This window comes from Oceanobacillus rekensis (assembly GCF_002153375.1).
In the GTDB taxonomy this organism is placed as follows: Bacteria; Bacillota; Bacilli; order Bacillales; family Amphibacillaceae; genus Oceanobacillus; species Oceanobacillus rekensis.
In genome coordinates, this window is the sequence record NZ_MTBQ01000004.1 from 359,780 (window position 1) to 376,132 (window position 16,353).

Here is a 16,353-nt window from a genome sequence, read left to right on the forward strand (position 1 = left end):
TTGATTCATTTTTTTGCATTATTAAATTCGCATTTGATATAAACTGCGAAGTAACTGTTGGTTGCCTTCAAAAAAGCTATGTGTTCCCGCCGTCCGAGATCACTCTGGGCTGATGCGCAGTTAGGGTACGGCCTCAGCCCTCCGAAGAGAAAACCACTCTGCGGGGACTTCGGACACGTGCTTTTCCCGTAGGAGTCACCGTTAAAAAAACATAAAATAAAGCAAAAGACTGACTAATGTTTTGTCAGTCCCTAGGATTAGATGGTTATTTATCTAAAAACTCAATGATCCTGTTAAGATCATCTTCATTATAAAACTCAATTTCAATTTTACCTTTTCGTTTCCCTTGGTGAATATTAACTGCTGTACCTAATCGTTCCCTTAAAGCTGACTCTCTTTCTGTAATAAAAACATCTTTTTTTGGTTTTTCTTTTTTCTTGACTGGCCTCTCATTTAGTTCAATGATTAGCTTTTCTACTTGTCGTACATTGAGTTTTTCCTGACGAATTTTATGAACCATTGGTATTATTTTATCCTTATCCTTTAAACCTAGTAATGCACGTCCATGCCCCATCGATAATTCTCCATTATTAATATAGGCTACAACTTGTTCTGGGAGGGAAAGTAAACGAACGATATTAGCAATATGTGACCTACTTTTCCCTAGTCGTTTGGACAATTCCTCCTGAGTAATTTTTAATTCACTCATTAAATTAGCATATGCATGCGCTTCTTCAATCGGTGTTAAATCTTCTCGTTGCAGGTTTTCCAATAGTGCAATTTCCATCATTCTTTCATCAGTTAAATCTTTAACTACGACTGGAATTGTTTTTAGCCCAGCTTCCTTAGCTGCACGGAATCGTCTTTCACCAACTACTATTTCGTATCCTTTAATACTTTTCCTTGCGATTAATGGTTGAATGATACCATATTCCAATATTGACTCTTTCAATTCCTCTATAGCATCCGCATGAAACGTTTTTCTTGGTTGATATGGGTTTGGTCTACATTCTGTGATAGCAATTTCTTGAACGGATACATCTTCCTCTTGTTTTTCAATATCAGGAAAAAAAGCATTCAACCCTTTACCTAACCCTTTCGCCATTAGCTATCACTTCCTTCGCTAATTCAAGATAAACTTCTGCACCTCTGGACTTCGAATCATAAACAATAATAGGTAATCCATGACTTGGCGCCTCTCCCAATCGTACATTCCTTGGTATGATTGTTTTATAGACTTTATCTTGAAAATATTTTTTAACTTCCTCTATTACTTGAATTCCCAAATTAGTTCTTGCGTCCAGCATTGTTAACAGTACGCCTTCAATCATAAGATCTTTGTTTAAATGTTTTTGAACGAGTCGAATCGTATTTAGTAATTGACTAAGTCCTTCCAATGCATAATATTCACATTGGACAGGGATCATTACCGTGTCGGACGCAGTAAGCGCATTAATTGTTAATAATCCTAGTGATGGTGGGCAATCTATAATAATATAATCATACTGTTCTTTTAAACTTTCAAGTGCTTTTTTTAGTCGTATTTCTCTTGAAATAATTGGTACTAACTCGATTTCAGCACCAGCTAGTTGGATGGTTGCAGGTATGATATCTAGGTTGTTTACATTTGTCGGAACTACAACCTCTTCAGCAGGTAAATCCTCTACCAGTACATTATAAATACAGTTACTGACATCTGCTTTGTTAACCCCAACCCCACTAGTAGCATTACCCTGTGGATCTGTATCAACGAGCAACACTCGATTTCCTAAAGTCGAAAGACATGCACTGAGATTTACAGATGAAGTTGTTTTTCCTACACCACCTTTTTGATTTGCGATGGACATTATTTTTCCCATGTTGACACCTACCTAACTATATAAAAGGATGTTCAAAAAGTTCGATAAAGAATACACGACGATGTTCTAGTTAGCGAAAGTAGATCTCCTACTAAAACGGCAGTCCCACCGAAAGTATTTGTAGGTAACGTAGAAGTAATTACAACATGTGCAAACCCGTTTCTCACGTATTAATTGCAAAACGTTCCGATGCCGGGAATTTTAGTTGTTTCAAACTTCTCGATCCTTTTTATCCTCTTTAGAACATACAATATATAAATACTATACTATCATTTTTTTCACTAAAGAGACTATTAATTTTACTAGATTTGTAGAATTTTCATTTAAATCACTTAATAACTAATGTAACGCCCTACTATAATTCTGATTATATAGAAATACCCATCTCGATCAAAGATGGGTAAGCGACAAAATGTATAATTAATATTATTTCTTTTTTGGTATTTTTATCGTAATTTGATAATAATCATCATGTTCTTTTTCATCGGACTCCACCGCTACACCGGTATCTGATACCATACTAAGAGACTGTCGAATTGTATTCATAGCGATACGAATATCTTTATTTACTCCCTTTAATTTAGGGCTTTTTCTTTTTGGCTCTTTCGGCTCATTTATGTTTGCAATTCGTTCTTCAGTCTGTTTTACATTAAGATCATTATCCAAAATTGCTTGCAAGACCAATAGTTGCTTTTCGGTGTCCTTTAATTTAATTAATGCTCGTGCATGTCGTTCCGTGATCAGCTTATTTAATAAGGCTGACTGTACTTCCTCAGGTAGTTTCAATAACCGAAGTTTGTTAGCAATTGTTGACTGGTTTTTACCTAACCTTTGTGCTAGAGCCTCCTGTGTCAATGAATGCAATTCCAGAAGTTTAGCATATGCCATTGCTTCTTCAATGACCGTTAATTCTTCACGTTGTAAGTTTTCAATCAATGCAACAGAAGCAGTCTCCGAATCAGACATATCTCGTATAATTGCAGATATCTTATCCCATTCCAAGAATTGAACAGCCCGCCACCTGCGTTCACCAGCAATCAGCTCAAAGTTTTCTTCATCAATTTTCCTAACCACTATAGGTTGAATCATACCATGTGTATTTATTGTTTGAGCCAATTCCTTAATTTTATCTTCATTAAAAATCGTTCTTGGCTGAAAACGGTTTGGTTGGATTTTATCTACTTCAAGTTGAATCACTTCATCCGGGGTATAACCTACTTCCTCCGGTGCAGCATTCCCCTTGTCTCCCATACCAAATAACCGATTAAAAGGATGTACCACTACTTGACACCACCTTCTTTATTTAACAGCATAATATTGCTTTCTATCTATGTATAAAAATTGTTTCACGTGAAACAATTTGAAATGTTTGTCAGTTTAATAATATAGAAGTAAAAAGAGTTTCCTAAGAAAAACGCCACAGCATTGCTGCTGTGCGTAGAAAGTATATGAGTATATCTATTTTACCATATTTGAGCATGAAAAAGAAAAGAATAGTTTTTCCCTTTGCTATTTATTTATTGCAAGACAATTTTTTTATATAATAGGCTCCTTATTTGGTAGTCCTGCTTTTCTTGGATACTTTTTAGGTGTTTTTCTTTTTTTATTTATAATAATAATGGAACGCTCACTTTCTTCTTGTGGAAGTTGAAATGTGTGAACAGCAGAAGTTTCGCCACCCATTAATTCAATCGCATTTTCACCATCATTCAGCTCTTCCTTTGCCTGGGCTCCTTTCATCGCAATGAAGACCCCGTCTTTCTTAACAAGCGGAAGACATAACTCACTAAGTACCGACATTCGGGCTACAGCTCTTGCTGTTACAATATCAAATGTCTCTCGGAACTGGCTATTTTTTCCAAAGTTCTCTGCGCGATCATGATAAAAAGCCACATTTGTCAGTTTAAGTTGTTCTGCTAAATGATTGAGAAAACCAATACGTTTTTGAAGGGAATCGACAATTGTTACTTTTAATTGTGGAAAGCATATTTTTAAAGGAATGCTCGGAAATCCTGCACCAGCCCCAATATCACAAATTTGGAGTTCCTTATTCATATCATAGTAAAAGGATGCGGTAATACAGTCAAAAAAGTGTTTTAAATAAACTTCTTTTTCTTCAGTAATTGCAGTTAAATTAATTTTCTCATTCCACTCAACTAACGTCTTGAAGTAAATGGAAAATTGTTCGCGTTGTGTATCATTTAATTCAATCCCATATTCTTTTAATGCGGATATAAATTGTTCTGGATTCATTGATTAATGTCTCCTTCTTTAATAATTGAAATATAGCGGCGTATCATATATAAATACGCCGCTATCTCAAATTTTAACGTTTATTTTTTAATTAGCGATCCGGGCAATGCTCCCATGTTGAATGTAAACAAGCAATATAGATATATCCGCGGGGTTAACACCGGAGATTCTAGAAGCCTGCCCCACTGACAACGGACGAACTTTCTTCAGTTTTTCCACTGCTTCTGTTGCAAGACCGTGTATATCGTCGTAATCAATATCTGCAGGTACTTTTTTATCTTCCATTTTCAACATACGATCCACTTGTTCGTTAGCCTTTTTAATATACCCTTCATATTTAATCTGAATTCCTACTTGTTCTTTCACTTCAGAATCAATTTCAGAATTGCTTTCAATCATCCGATCAACTATATCATAGCTAAGTTCAGGACGTTTTAATAAATCATAGGCTTTAATCGCTTCTTTTAAACGTGTAGCTCCGGCCTCTTCCATTACTTCATTTACCTCATCTGTTGGTTTGATAACAATTTTGCGCAGACGTTTTTTCTCTCCTTCTACAAATTGTTTTTTCTCAACAAATTTATTATAACGGTCATCTGAAACAATTCCAAGGTCGTACCCCAACTCAGTGAGACGCATATCGGCGTTGTCATGACGCAATAGCAGTCTATATTCTGCACGTGAAGTCAACAAGCGATATGGATCATTTGTACCTTTTGTTACAAGGTCATCAATCATAACGCCGATATAAGCTTGAGATCGATCTAGAATAACTGGATCTTTTCCAATAATTTTAGCAGCAGCATTGATTCCTGCCATCATTCCTTGGCCTGCAGCTTCTTCATAACCCGAAGTTCCGTTGATTTGCCCAGCTGTATATAGACCAGGGATTTTTTTCGTTTCTAATGTTGGCCAAAGTTGAGTCGGAACGATAACATCATATTCAATCGCATATCCTGGACGCATAATTTGTGCATTTTCCAGACCTGGAATTGTTTTAAGCATCTCATGCTGAACAGACTCAGGTAGTGATGTTGATAAGCCTTGAACATATACTTCTTCCGTGTCTCTTCCTTCTGGTTCAAGGAATATTTGATGACGAGGCTTGTCGTTAAAACGAACAATTTTATCCTCAATGGATGGACAATAACGTGCACCCGTGCCACGTTTTGCACCAGAATACATCGCGGAAAGTCCTAAATTATTATTAATAACCCCATGTGTAAATTCATTTGTATAAGTTAACCAACATGGTAGCTGTTCAACCATTTGTTCTGCTGTATCATGGGAAAAATACTTGGGATTCTCATCTCCAGGTTGTATTTCTGTTTTTGAATAGTCAACAGAATGACTGTTCACACGTGGCGGTGTTCCTGTTTTAAAACGCGTTATTTCAAAACCTAAATCCTCTAGATTTTTGGAAAGATTGACCGATACACGTTGATTATTTGGGCCACTTTCATATTCCAAATGACCCATCAATACTTTACCACGCATAAATGTACCAGTTGTTACGATAACCGCATCAGCATAGTAAGCTGCTTTAGATTCCGTTACAACACCTTTACATATACCATCTTCAATGATTAGTTCATCAACCATCCCTTGACGGATAGTCAAATTTTCTTCGTTTTCCATTAACCTTTTCATTTCTTTCATATATACCGGTTTATCAGCTTGGGCACGCAATGCTTGTACAGCTGGGCCCTTCCCTGTATTTAACATCCTCATTTGTATATAACTTTTATCGATTACTTTACCCATTATCCCACCTAGGGCATCAATTTCACGTACAACGATTCCCTTTGCAGGACCGCCAATTGATGGATTACATGGCATAAAAGCAATCATATCTAGATTTAGTGTAAGCATTAGTGTTTTAGCACCCATTCGTGCAGCAGCAAAACCAGCCTCTACACCAGCATGACCGGCACCAATAACAATTACATCATATTTACCAGCATCAAATGTCATTATTTTTCATCCTTTCTTTTTTAAGAGGTTATTCAAAATAGTAACCAAATCATAAGCAACTTATATCACAATCATGCTTATTTCTAATCAGCAGCTTTTTGAACACGCATTAAAATAATTTATTTTCCTAGACAGAACTGTGAGAACAACTGATCAATTAAACTGTCACTCGCAGTATCTCCTATAATTTCACCTAAAAATTCCCATGTTCGGGTTACATCTATTTGAACGATATCTAACGGCATTCCAAGTTCGATTCCTTCCATCGCATCTTCAAGTCCCTGTTTTGCTTGTTTCAGTAATTGAATATGTCTAATATTGGAGACATATGTCATATCGCCTGTATCAATCTCTCCTGCAAAAAATGTGTCAGCAATTGCCTTTTCCAGTTCGTCTATGCCTTCTTCTTCTATTAAGGATGTAGTAACGATTGGTTTATTTCCTGCAAGTTTCCGCACTTTATCCATATCAAGCTTTTGATCCAAATCGGTTTTATTGATGATGACGATATATTCAAGTCCATCGATTGCATCAAAAAGCATTATATCTTCATCAATAAGTTCATCATTATAGTTTAACACAAATAATATCAAGTCGGATTCCTTCAATACTTTTCTAGAGCGCTCTACACCAATTCGTTCGACAATATCCTCCGTCTCACGAATCCCTGCTGTATCAACCAACCGAAGTGGAACACCTCGAACATTCACGTATTCTTCAATAATATCGCGTGTCGTTCCAGGAATTTCAGTAACAATTGCTTTATTTTCCTGTACGAGTGTATTCATTAACGAAGATTTCCCTACATTCGGTCTTCCTATAATTGCTGTGGCAAGTCCTTCACGTAAAATTTTCCCTTGTTTGGCAACACCTAGCAGTTCAATGATTTCTGCATGAACTTCTTTTGTTTTCTCCCGCATCATATTATGTGACATCTCTTCCACATCATCATATTCTGGATAATCAATATTAACCTCTACATGTGCAACTGTTTCCAGTAATTCCTGTCTTAATTTCTGGATCAGACCAGACAAACGTCCATCCATCTGTTTTAATGCAACTGACATTGCTTTATCTGACTTAGCCCGAATTAAATCCATAACAGCTTCGGCTTGTGATAAATCGATTCGCCCATGTAAAAATGCACGTTTTGTAAATTCACCTGGTTCAGCCAAACGTGCCCCTTTAGCTAAAATAATTTCAAGTACTCTATTTACTGCAACCATTCCGCCATGGCAATTTATTTCGACAACATCTTCACGAGTAAATGTTTTTGGCGCACGCATTACGGAAACCATTACTTCCTCAGCAATTTCCTTTGTCTCCGGTTCAATAATCTTTCCGTAATGAATGGTATGTGAATCAACATCGTTTAAGTTCTTGCCTTTAAATATCTCAGTTGTTAGAGAAATTGCCTGTGGACCACTCAACCTCACGATGGCTATTGCACCTTCACCAATCGGGGTTGATATCGCAGTAATTGTATCTGTCTCCATCTCCGTCACCTCCAACATTTTTATTACTTCATCTATATAAATTAACATTATTATAATTTTAATCTCACTAACAAAATAGAATAACATATTTTTAAGCAAAAATATACTTATCCACACGACTTTTTTATTATAAACCTTTTTTAATAATTATCAACATGTGGATAATTATTTTCATTTGGCTATTTTTTTAAAATTTTCTTTGCTTTATAATCCTCGTAGTTGAGATAAACTGCGAACTAACCACTATGTATTTAGATTCTATCCACAAAATCATAAAAAGTGACATAACTGCTGTCTGATTTACAGATACGTGTGCTTTTGCCACCGTCCTGGGATCGCTCTGGGTGGATGCGCACCTTAGGGAACGGCCTCATCCGGACTGGCTGTGTCATGAGATTTTTTGTAGTTAATAGTTAGTAAACTTCTAATTAGCTCTGGGAAATAATTGATAACTCCTACAGGAAGAGAGGCATAGGTGAGCCCCTGAAATTCGTAAGCTTGAAGGGGCTCACCTATGCCTTAGGATGCGCGCAGTGTGTTAACCAAAGCGGTCACCGAAGTTTATCTTACGTCGTAGTTTAAAAATTTTGTGCAATAGAAACAATTCTCTCGATGGAGCGAGTAACCGTAGTCCCAATCTTAAAGCAAGCAAAAAAGCGTGGATATCCACGCTTTTCCTGAGGTAATTTTTTATAGCTTTCTTGGAATTTCTTCACTATTTGCATGATCATCACGGTCATTTTTACCTTCCATCCGATCAATCGTACCTTCCATATACGTATCTGATACTTGTTCATGTGATATAGCCATCCCTTTAGAGAGTTGGTCATTGCTGTAGTAATCAGAGTACTGATATGTTTTATCAGCAACAGTCTTTGCTTTTTCATCTATTTTCTTATCCAAGGAACATACCTCCTTTCATTATGATTTTTTTAAAGTATCCATAATACCTGCAAGATCAACAAGTAATTCTGCTATTTCTTGTTCCTGTAAGAGTATTGGAATTTGGTCATTAACCGTTATCATACAGGAATCTTTTTGATTGGTTAAATAATGATTGAGCTGCATTAATTTACTTTCCGACAAATTAGATGCTGTTTGGAGGTTTTTAACTTGAGTAAGGTAAAATGAATCCTTAAATTCATCTACCTCTCCACTAAAGATATTTCCTGAGAAATTTCGCACATTTTAACCCCTTTTTTGAATTTGAATTAAAGGATTTAATCATAATATGTGCATATTGGCCATTTTTCATACAATACTCTTTAATTAATGTTAAGTGTTAGAGAACACTGATGTACCGGAACAAGTAACTTAGATAACCGAAGCCCTAATTTTCTAAAAAAACCAAAGAAAAAAAGACCCTAGGAATGCCTAGGATCTCAATATTATTATATCTAACTAAGATTTTAAGGTTTAATAACAATGTGGCGATGTGGTTCAACACCATCAGAATAAGTCGAAATATCGCCTTTTTTCTGTAGCGTACTATGAATAATCTTACGCTCAAATGCAGGCATAGGCTCTAACGCAACTTTCTTATTCATCCGTTTCGCTTTGTCAGCCATTTTAAGTGCCAGCGATTCAAGTGTCTCTTTTCTACGGCCCCGGTAACCTTCCGCATCCAATGTTACCGTATAATACTCCTTATTATCCTTATTAATTGCCAAATGTGTTAAATATTGCAGAGCATTTAAGGTTTGTCCACGTTTACCAATAATGATTGCAATATTCTCCCCATCCAATTCATAAGTCACATGATTTCCAGTAACAGAAGTAGCAATTTCAACAGTCAAATTCATGTTACTTGTTACATCTTTAATGAATTTTTCCGCTTCTTTAATAGGGTTTTTTGCGAGTACTACTTTAACAATGGCACGTTTTGAACCAAATATACCAAAGAAACCCTTTTTACCTTCATCTATCACATCGATCTCTACTTGGTCCTTCTTGGTGTTTAACTGCTCTAATGCTGATTGAACCGCTTCTTCAACTGTTTGTCCACTAGCAGTTATTTCTTTCACGATTGTCTCCTCCATTACTTGTTCGTCATCATTGGTTTATTAATGAGTAGTGTCTGAACAACCATAAAGATGTTCCCTGTTACCCAATATAATGCCAATGCAGCCGGGAAGAATAAGGCAAATACACCAATCATAATCGGCATTACATATAACATAACCTGCATCTGAATTGCCATTTGCGGATTATTTTTCATTGAAGTATTCGTTGACATCATCAATTTCTGCTGCAGGAATGTAAATGTAGCAGTCAATATCGGTAAAATAAAGTATGGATCCGGTGAACCAAGTTCAAACCAAAGAAAACTGTATGAATTAATTTCATCTGTACGCATAATCGCATGGTACATCGCTATCAATATTGGCATCTGAACAAATATTGGCAAACAGCCCGCAAGCGGATTCACACCATTTTTTTGGAATAATTCCATTGTTTCTTGTTGCAGCTTCTGCTGTGTATTCGCATCTTTTGAACTATATTTATTCTGAACTTCCTTAAGTTTAGGTTGAATCTCTTGCATTGCTTTTGAACTTTTTATTTGTTTAATATTCAATGGCATTAATATTAATCGAGCAAGAATCGTCACAATAATAATGGATAACCCGTAACTATTATTAAAGAACTCAGCTATTTTTATAATTAGCCATGATAGCGGGTAAACAAATATCGTGTTCCATATTCCTTCACTTTCTGGTGTAATCGGTTGGTCAATCTCTGTACAACCAGAAAGTATTGCCAGCAAACCAATTAAGGTTATAAGCAATAAATACTTTTTACGCAAATTATTTCCTCCTAACAAACCCATTCATACTATATAGGATAGTTTACCGTACTTATAACTAAGATTCTATTTTAAACTAAGATTTCCTTTATTTCTTTAGTAATTTTTCTTTATATAATAAATGTATCAAACTCTTTTTGAATTCTTCATATCCCATATCCTTTGTTGGATTCCTGGCAATGATGACAATATCATACGGATACCGGATACGGTCTTCCAGATCCTGAAAAGCCTGGCGCAAATATCGTTTAATTCTATTTCTTGTTACCGCATTTCCAATCTTTTTCCCGACAGATAGGCCTATACGAAAATGCTCTTGATCTTCCTTCTTTAAATAATAAATAACAAGCTGCCGGTTAGCAAAAGATTTCCCATGTTTAAATGTGGATTGAAACTCTTCATTCTTTTTAATACGAAATTCTTTTTTCATCTCTATCACCTTTATTACTTCTTTTCACCTGCAGGACCTGTAACTGTATCTATGTAAAGAAGCAGAAAATTTACTGCTTCTATTATTTCCATATTCTTAAATTGCAGAAAAAAACCACTGATATTTCAGTGGTCTATGCAGATAATACTTTTCTTCCTTTACGACGACGACGTGCTAAAACATTACGTCCATTTTTAGTACTCATACGCTTACGGAAACCGTGTACTTTTTTACGTTTACGATTATTTGGTTGAAACGTTCTTTTCATGTATCTTGCACCTCCCCAAGGGAACCCTTTTCGATATCTAAATTTTAAATAATAACTAATCCATAGACAGTCCTTGATATTATACGAAAAATTACTACCATCTGTCAACACTGTTTTAAAAACAAATTATCCACATACCCAGTTAATTAAAAATGTTAATATTTTTTCTATCCACAAGTTGGTATTACAGGTTAATCACAAAATATAGTGGTGTGGATACTTTCAATGCACAAGCAGTGGGATATGTGGATAACCATCTTAAAAACGTTGCTTTATTACGTTTTATTTGATACTATATTAATGTTTTAACCTGTGGAAATCCAAAAAGAACAAAACACTTATTCACAATCTGTGGATAAGGTGTGGATATTTGTTCACATAGCTCCTAATAACCTTATCCACAGATTTGTTGATAAGGTTTATAACATCTTTCATCTCTTTTATGAATTGTCTTTATCTATCCACAGCCATGTTTCTACAAAAAGATACAAAGATAGATATTTCATATTGTATAGGAGCATATATAGGATATGCCTTTCCATCTTATTTAAGATTGAGAGAGGCTTTTTCATGATTATAAAACGGAGAAGCTGACTATAAACGGCATGTCCTTATTATTAAGTAATATCCCTGAAAGGAGTGATATCGATTTGGAAAACATCGAAGAACTATGGGTTGCTACATTGGAGAAAATTGAAGAAAGAATCAGCAAGCCCAGCTTTGATACTTGGTTAAAAAATACGAAGGCAGAATCTCTTGAGAAGGATCAGTTAATCATTTCTGCTCCAAATGAATTTGCCAGAGATTGGCTCGAAAATCAGTATACCGAACTCATTTCTGAAATTCTTGATGAAGTAACAGGCTCCAAATTAAAAACAAAATTTATTATTCCTGATTCCACAATAGAAGTGGAAGATCTTAAACCGGTAACAAAGTCAAAAGTGGGTATGGGTTCAGCAGATATACCGAAATCCATGTTAAATTCCAAATATACATTTGATACTTTTGTCATTGGTGCAGGGAATCGATTCGCCCATGCTGCATCATTGGCTGTAGCTGAAGCACCAGCTAAGGCCTATAATCCACTCTTTATCTATGGTGGTGTCGGGCTCGGTAAAACACATCTCATGCACGCTATTGGCCATTATGTACGGGATCATAATCCAAAAGCAAAAGTGGTTTATATCACTTCCGAAAAATTCACCAATGAATTTATTAATGCCATTATGGAAAATAAATCAAATAATTTTAGAAATAAATATCGAACTATTGATGTCCTATTAATTGATGATATTCAATTTATTGCTGGAAAAGAATCAACTCAGGAAGAATTTTTCCATACCTTTAATGCTTTACATGAGGAAAGTAAGCAAATTATCATCTCCAGTGATCGCCCACCAAAGGAAATCCCTACATTGGAGGATCGTCTGCGTTCACGTTTTGAATGGGGACTGATTACCGATATTACACCGCCTGATTTAGAAACTAGAATTGCTATTTTAAATAAAAAGGCAAAGGCTGAGGGACTTGATATTCCGAATGAAGTCATGCTTTATATAGCAAATCAAATTAATACAAATATTCGCGAGCTTGAAGGTGCATTGATTCGCGTTGTTGCATATTCTTCACTTGTCAATCAGGATATTGATGCATCACTTGCTGCCGATGCATTAAAGGATATTATTCCAAGCAGCAAACCTAAGGTTATTACGATTCAGGGTATCCAGGAAATTATCGGGGAAAGATATAATATTCGATTGGAAGATTTTGTAGCGAAAAAACGTACAAAATCAATTGCATACCCTAGACAAATCGCCATGTACTTATCTAGAGAGCTAACAGACCTATCATTACCTAAAATTGGTGAGGAATTTGGTGGCCGTGATCATACAACGGTTATACATGCACATGAAAAAATTTCTAAATTATTGGAGCAAGATTCCGATTTAAATCGTGATATAGAAGATATTAAGGAAACATTGAAGTCATTCTAATCTATTTACGTAATTATCCTAATCCTTTTTGAATCAATTAAATCTTTTATTTAGTTTTCCACATGTTAATAGTGTTCATAACTTTACATAGTTATGAACAAATTATGCACATGTGGAAAACTTAGGCTCATATAAAGATTTTCCACTTATCCACATAATCACAGTGCCTATTACTACTATTACTATATATTTATAAATATAATTAATAAAAAGAACTTCCATTAGGAGGATATTTTGATGAAATTTATAATTCAACGAGATCGTTTAATTGCAGGTGTACAGGATGTTATGAAAGCAATATCGTCCAGAACTGTTATTCCAATACTTACAGGAATGAAAATCGAAGCAAAACAACATGGAATAACATTGACAGGAAGTGATTCTGATATTTCCATCGAATCCTATATACCTGCAGAAGAAGACGGTAATATACATGTCGAGCAAATTGAAGAAGGAACAATCGTCCTACAGGCAAAGTATTTTCCTGACATTGTTCGTAAATTACCGGAAAAGACGGTGGAGATTGAGGTCGATTCCAATCTGAAAGTAACGATTCGGTCGGGGAAAGCAGAATTTAATTTAAATGGTCTGGATGCTGATGAATATCCACATCTGCCCGACTTGCAAACCGAAAATAGTTTCGAAATGCCAATTGACTTGTTAAAAAACATGATTAAGCAAACCGTATTTGCCGTTTCAACGATGGAAACACGCCCTATCCTAACAGGGGTTAATTTAAAACTAGCAACTAATGTATTATCTTTTACTGCAACAGACAGCCATCGTTTAGCTAAAAGAGAAATCCCTATAGCAGATGCAACTATCGAATTTCAGCAGGTCGTTGTTCCAGGAAAAAGTTTAAATGAGCTATATAAAATTCTCGATGATACGGAAGAAAAGGTGGAGATTAGTGTTACGAACAATCAGATCTTGTTCCGCACTAAATATCTGAATTTCCTTTCTCGTTTACTTGATGGGAATTATCCAGAAACATCCCGTCTTATTCCTGAACAAAGTAAAACGAAAATCCAAGTAAAGACAAAGGAATTGCTTCATACAATTGATCGTGCATCCCTTCTTGCTAAGGAAGAACGTAATAATGTCGTTAAACTAACTACGCAAGGTGATACCATTATCGAAATTTCCAGTAATTCTCCAGAGGTTGGAAATGTAGTAGAAGAAATTGCTGTTGATGTTATAGAAGGTGAGGAACTGAAAATATCATTCAGCTCCAAATATATGATTGATGCACTAAAAGCCATCGAATACGATGACGTAATAATCGAATTTACAGGGGCAATGCGTCCATTCATTATTCGCCCACTTAACGAGAATTCAATTTTACAATTAATTCTCCCGGTCAGAACTTACTGATGGCTGAACGAGTCTGCTTATGCCGGTGAATTAATTACTGTCAAACCTTTTACAATCTGAATGAAAAAAAGCTCTATTTAGGGCTTTTTTTCTTTATATACTTAAAATAAGGGGTAATTTAAGCGTTTTTAGATGAATTGAGGGTCTTACCTTCCCTTTCATCGAAATCTTTAGTAAAATAGCTATATAGGGCATTTAAAGAACGTTGATATAAAATAATAAAGAATTTGGTGATAATATGTATGAACAAGTAGAAATAAATACGGAGTATATTACATTGGGCCAATTTATAAAATTACTTAATATACTGGAGTCTGGTGGAATGGTCAAAGCCTTTCTTACGGATGTAGGAGTATTAGTAAATGGCCAATTGGAGCATCGGCGCGGTAGGAAACTTTATCCAAAAGACGTGGTTGAGGTTGAAGGCACTGGTTCTTATATTGTAATTAAAGAGGATTAGTTTGCATGCACATTGAACAGCTTAGGTTAAAAAATTACCGCAACTATGAAACGTTGGATATGACCTTTGATGATAAAGTGAATGTAATTATCGGCGAAAATGCCCAGGGGAAAACCAATTTAATGGAGGCTATTTATGTACTGGGCTTTACGAAATCCCATCGAACAACAAGGGAAAAGGAACTTATCCAATGGGACAAAGATTATGCTAAAATAGAAGGTAGAATAAGCAGGCGAAAGCAATCTATTCCACTTGAGATCACCATTTCTTCTAAAGGGAAAAAGGCCAAGCTAAATAGACTTGAGCAAAGGCGGTTAAGTGATTATATAGGGGCTATTAATGTTGTCATGTTCGCTCCTGAAGATTTAACTCTTGTAAAAGGACCGCCTCAAATTAGAAGACGCTTTATAGATATGGAGCTCGGCCAAATTCAACCACGTTATATTTATCATTTGGCACAATATCAAAAAGTGTTAAAACAGCGAAATTTTTTGCTAAAACAAATGCAGCGAAAGGATCATCCAGATTTCACGATGCTCGATGTACTCACAGAGCAATTAACGGAACACGCCGCAACATTACTTGAAAGACGATTTATTTTTTTGGAATTGCTACGTAAATGGGCCCGTCCTGTACATCATGGTATCAGCAGAGAACTGGAAGAACTAGAAATTCGCTATCATTCAACAATAGAAGTATCAGAATTGGAAAACAAGGAAAAAATAGGAAATATATATAAAGATAAATTCCATGAGATTAAAGAAAAAGAAGTAGAGCGTGGAACAACATTGATTGGTCCACATAGAGACGATCTCCTCTTCTTGGTAAATGGCAAGGATGTTCAGACATATGGTTCTCAAGGGCAACAGCGAACAACAGCATTATCGATTAAATTGGCTGAAATTGAACTTATAAATCAGGAAGTAGGTGAATATCCAATCCTGCTTTTGGACGATGTTCTAAGTGAATTGGATGATTTTAGACAATCCCACTTATTGAACACCATTCAAGGACGTGTACAAACGTTTGTCTCCACAACGAGTGTGGATGGAATTAATCACGCTACATTAAAACATGCAGAACTGTTCCGAATTACCAATGGAAAAGTTGACAGTTAAACTCATAACTAGGAGTGACATAATGTTTATTCATATTGGAAATGAAAATGTGATTCATTCGGAACAGATTATTGCAATCATTGATTGTAACCTGGTTTCTTCCTCAGTAATCAATGATGAAATGATGACAGCATCGAAACGGGAAAAGAAAGTGATCGGTCCGAAAAAAGATGCAAAAGCAGTCGTGTTAACAAACGACTTTATTTATTACAGTACATTATCTGTTTCCACACTAAAGAAGAGATCAAGCATGATGTCAACAATTGATAGATTGGATGATTATTCGGAAGAAATCAGCAATAGTTAATATACCTGTAATTCAGA

17 protein-coding genes are annotated in these 16,353 nt (G+C 35.6%); 5 read left to right on the top strand and 12 right to left on the bottom strand.

Going from position 1 to position 16,353, the window contains the following annotated elements; translation table 11 throughout:
- Nucleotides 1-265: 265 nt before the first annotated feature.
- From BV906_RS12515 to rpmH, 12 genes are all read right to left on the bottom strand, one after another.
- Entirely contained in the window at nucleotides 266-1,105 is an 840-nt protein-coding gene (locus BV906_RS12515; protein ID WP_087973917.1) for a ParB/RepB/Spo0J family partition protein, read from the bottom strand.
- On the bottom strand, nucleotides 1,086-1,859 hold the full coding sequence (locus tag BV906_RS12520) for a ParA family protein (RefSeq protein ID WP_087973919.1): 774 nt from the start codon (nucleotides 1,857-1,859) through the stop codon (nucleotides 1,086-1,088). Before BV906_RS12520 ends, BV906_RS12515 begins: the two co-directional genes overlap by 20 nt.
- A 426-nt stretch (nucleotides 1,860-2,285) precedes the next feature.
- On the bottom strand, nucleotides 2,286-3,140 hold the full coding sequence (gene noc, locus BV906_RS12525) for a nucleoid occlusion protein (protein WP_087973921.1): 855 nt from the start codon (nucleotides 3,138-3,140) through the stop codon (nucleotides 2,286-2,288).
- 255 nt (nucleotides 3,141-3,395) lie between these two features.
- Nucleotides 3,396-4,112 (bottom strand): 16S rRNA (guanine(527)-N(7))-methyltransferase RsmG, encoded by a 717-nt coding sequence (gene rsmG, locus BV906_RS12530; protein ID WP_087973923.1) that lies wholly within the window; start codon nucleotides 4,110-4,112, stop codon nucleotides 3,396-3,398.
- An 87-nt stretch (nucleotides 4,113-4,199) separates the two neighbouring features.
- Complete coding sequence (mnmG, locus tag BV906_RS12535) at nucleotides 4,200-6,086, bottom strand: tRNA uridine-5-carboxymethylaminomethyl(34) synthesis enzyme MnmG (RefSeq protein ID WP_087973925.1); 1,887 nt, start codon at nucleotides 6,084-6,086, stop codon at nucleotides 4,200-4,202.
- A gap of 119 nt (nucleotides 6,087-6,205) precedes the next feature.
- Nucleotides 6,206-7,582 (bottom strand): tRNA uridine-5-carboxymethylaminomethyl(34) synthesis GTPase MnmE, encoded by a 1,377-nt coding sequence (mnmE, locus tag BV906_RS12540; protein WP_087973927.1) that lies wholly within the window; start codon nucleotides 7,580-7,582, stop codon nucleotides 6,206-6,208.
- 690 nt (nucleotides 7,583-8,272) lie between these two features.
- The gene (locus tag BV906_RS12545; protein WP_087973929.1) at nucleotides 8,273-8,485 is read right to left on the bottom strand and encodes a YozQ family protein; all 213 of its coding nucleotides are present in this window, start codon (nucleotides 8,483-8,485) and stop codon (nucleotides 8,273-8,275) included.
- Nucleotides 8,486-8,503: 18 nt separating this feature from the next.
- Nucleotides 8,504-8,767, bottom strand: a complete 264-nt coding sequence (locus BV906_RS12550; protein ID WP_087973931.1) for a hypothetical protein — start codon at nucleotides 8,765-8,767, stop codon at nucleotides 8,504-8,506.
- Between the two features lie 224 nt (nucleotides 8,768-8,991).
- Entirely contained in the window at nucleotides 8,992-9,606 is a 615-nt protein-coding gene (jag, locus tag BV906_RS12555) for an RNA-binding cell elongation regulator Jag/EloR (protein ID WP_087973933.1), read from the bottom strand.
- 14 nt (nucleotides 9,607-9,620) lie between these two features.
- Nucleotides 9,621-10,385: a YidC family membrane integrase SpoIIIJ gene (gene spoIIIJ / locus BV906_RS12560; RefSeq protein WP_087973935.1), complete on the bottom strand. Its 765-nt coding sequence runs from the start codon at nucleotides 10,383-10,385 to the stop codon at nucleotides 9,621-9,623.
- A gap of 88 nt (nucleotides 10,386-10,473) precedes the next feature.
- Nucleotides 10,474-10,815 (bottom strand): ribonuclease P protein component, encoded by a 342-nt coding sequence (gene rnpA, locus BV906_RS12565; protein ID WP_087973937.1) that lies wholly within the window; start codon nucleotides 10,813-10,815, stop codon nucleotides 10,474-10,476.
- Between the two features lie 133 nt (nucleotides 10,816-10,948).
- Complete coding sequence (rpmH, locus tag BV906_RS12570; protein ID WP_087973939.1) at nucleotides 10,949-11,083, bottom strand: 50S ribosomal protein L34; 135 nt, start codon at nucleotides 11,081-11,083, stop codon at nucleotides 10,949-10,951.
- Between the two features lie 650 nt (nucleotides 11,084-11,733).
- Between rpmH and dnaA the strand changes: the two genes are divergently transcribed.
- The 5 genes from dnaA (at nucleotide 11,734) to remB (ending at nucleotide 16,336) form a co-directional block, all read left to right on the top strand.
- On the top strand, nucleotides 11,734-13,077 hold the full coding sequence (gene dnaA / locus BV906_RS12575) for a chromosomal replication initiator protein DnaA (RefSeq protein ID WP_087973941.1): 1,344 nt from the start codon (nucleotides 11,734-11,736) through the stop codon (nucleotides 13,075-13,077).
- A 237-nt stretch (nucleotides 13,078-13,314) separates the two neighbouring features.
- On the top strand, nucleotides 13,315-14,451 hold the full coding sequence (dnaN, locus tag BV906_RS12580; protein ID WP_087973942.1) for a DNA polymerase III subunit beta: 1,137 nt from the start codon (nucleotides 13,315-13,317) through the stop codon (nucleotides 14,449-14,451).
- A 238-nt stretch (nucleotides 14,452-14,689) separates the two neighbouring features.
- Nucleotides 14,690-14,911: a S4 domain-containing protein YaaA gene (yaaA, locus tag BV906_RS12585; RefSeq protein WP_087973944.1), complete on the top strand. Its 222-nt coding sequence runs from the start codon at nucleotides 14,690-14,692 to the stop codon at nucleotides 14,909-14,911.
- Between the two features lie 5 nt (nucleotides 14,912-14,916).
- Entirely contained in the window at nucleotides 14,917-16,029 is a 1,113-nt protein-coding gene (gene recF, locus BV906_RS12590; RefSeq protein ID WP_087973946.1) for a DNA replication/repair protein RecF, read from the top strand.
- A 22-nt stretch (nucleotides 16,030-16,051) separates the two neighbouring features.
- Nucleotides 16,052-16,336 carry an extracellular matrix regulator RemB gene (remB, locus tag BV906_RS12595; RefSeq protein WP_087973948.1) on the top strand — a complete coding sequence of 95 codons (285 nt, stop codon included), beginning with the start codon at nucleotides 16,052-16,054 and terminating at the stop codon, nucleotides 16,334-16,336.
- The last annotated feature ends 17 nt before the right edge of the window (nucleotides 16,337-16,353 follow it).

Bases quoted from the DNA above. Each gene is read 5' to 3' on its own strand.
- BV906_RS12515 (WP_087973917.1), bottom strand. From the start codon at position 1,105: ATGGCGAAAGGGTTAGGTAAAGGGTTGAATGCTTTTTTTCCTGATATT.
- BV906_RS12520 (WP_087973919.1), bottom strand. From the start codon at position 1,859: ATGGGAAAAATAATGTCCATCGCAAATCAAAAAGGTGGTGTAGGAAAA.
- rsmG (WP_087973923.1), bottom strand. From the start codon at position 4,112: ATGAATCCAGAACAATTTATATCCGCATTAAAAGAATATGGGATTGAA.
- mnmG (WP_087973925.1), bottom strand. From the start codon at position 6,086: ATGACATTTGATGCTGGTAAATATGATGTAATTGTTATTGGTGCCGGT.
- mnmE (WP_087973927.1), bottom strand. From the start codon at position 7,582: ATGGAGACAGATACAATTACTGCGATATCAACCCCGATTGGTGAAGGT.
- rnpA (WP_087973937.1), bottom strand. From the start codon at position 10,815: ATGAAAAAAGAATTTCGTATTAAAAAGAATGAAGAGTTTCAATCCACA.
- rpmH (WP_087973939.1), bottom strand. From the start codon at position 11,083: ATGAAAAGAACGTTTCAACCAAATAATCGTAAACGTAAAAAAGTACAC.
- dnaN (WP_087973942.1), top strand. From the start codon at position 13,315: ATGAAATTTATAATTCAACGAGATCGTTTAATTGCAGGTGTACAGGAT.
- yaaA (WP_087973944.1), top strand. From the start codon at position 14,690: ATGTATGAACAAGTAGAAATAAATACGGAGTATATTACATTGGGCCAA.
- recF (WP_087973946.1), top strand. From the start codon at position 14,917: ATGCACATTGAACAGCTTAGGTTAAAAAATTACCGCAACTATGAAACG.
- remB (WP_087973948.1), top strand. From the start codon at position 16,052: ATGTTTATTCATATTGGAAATGAAAATGTGATTCATTCGGAACAGATT.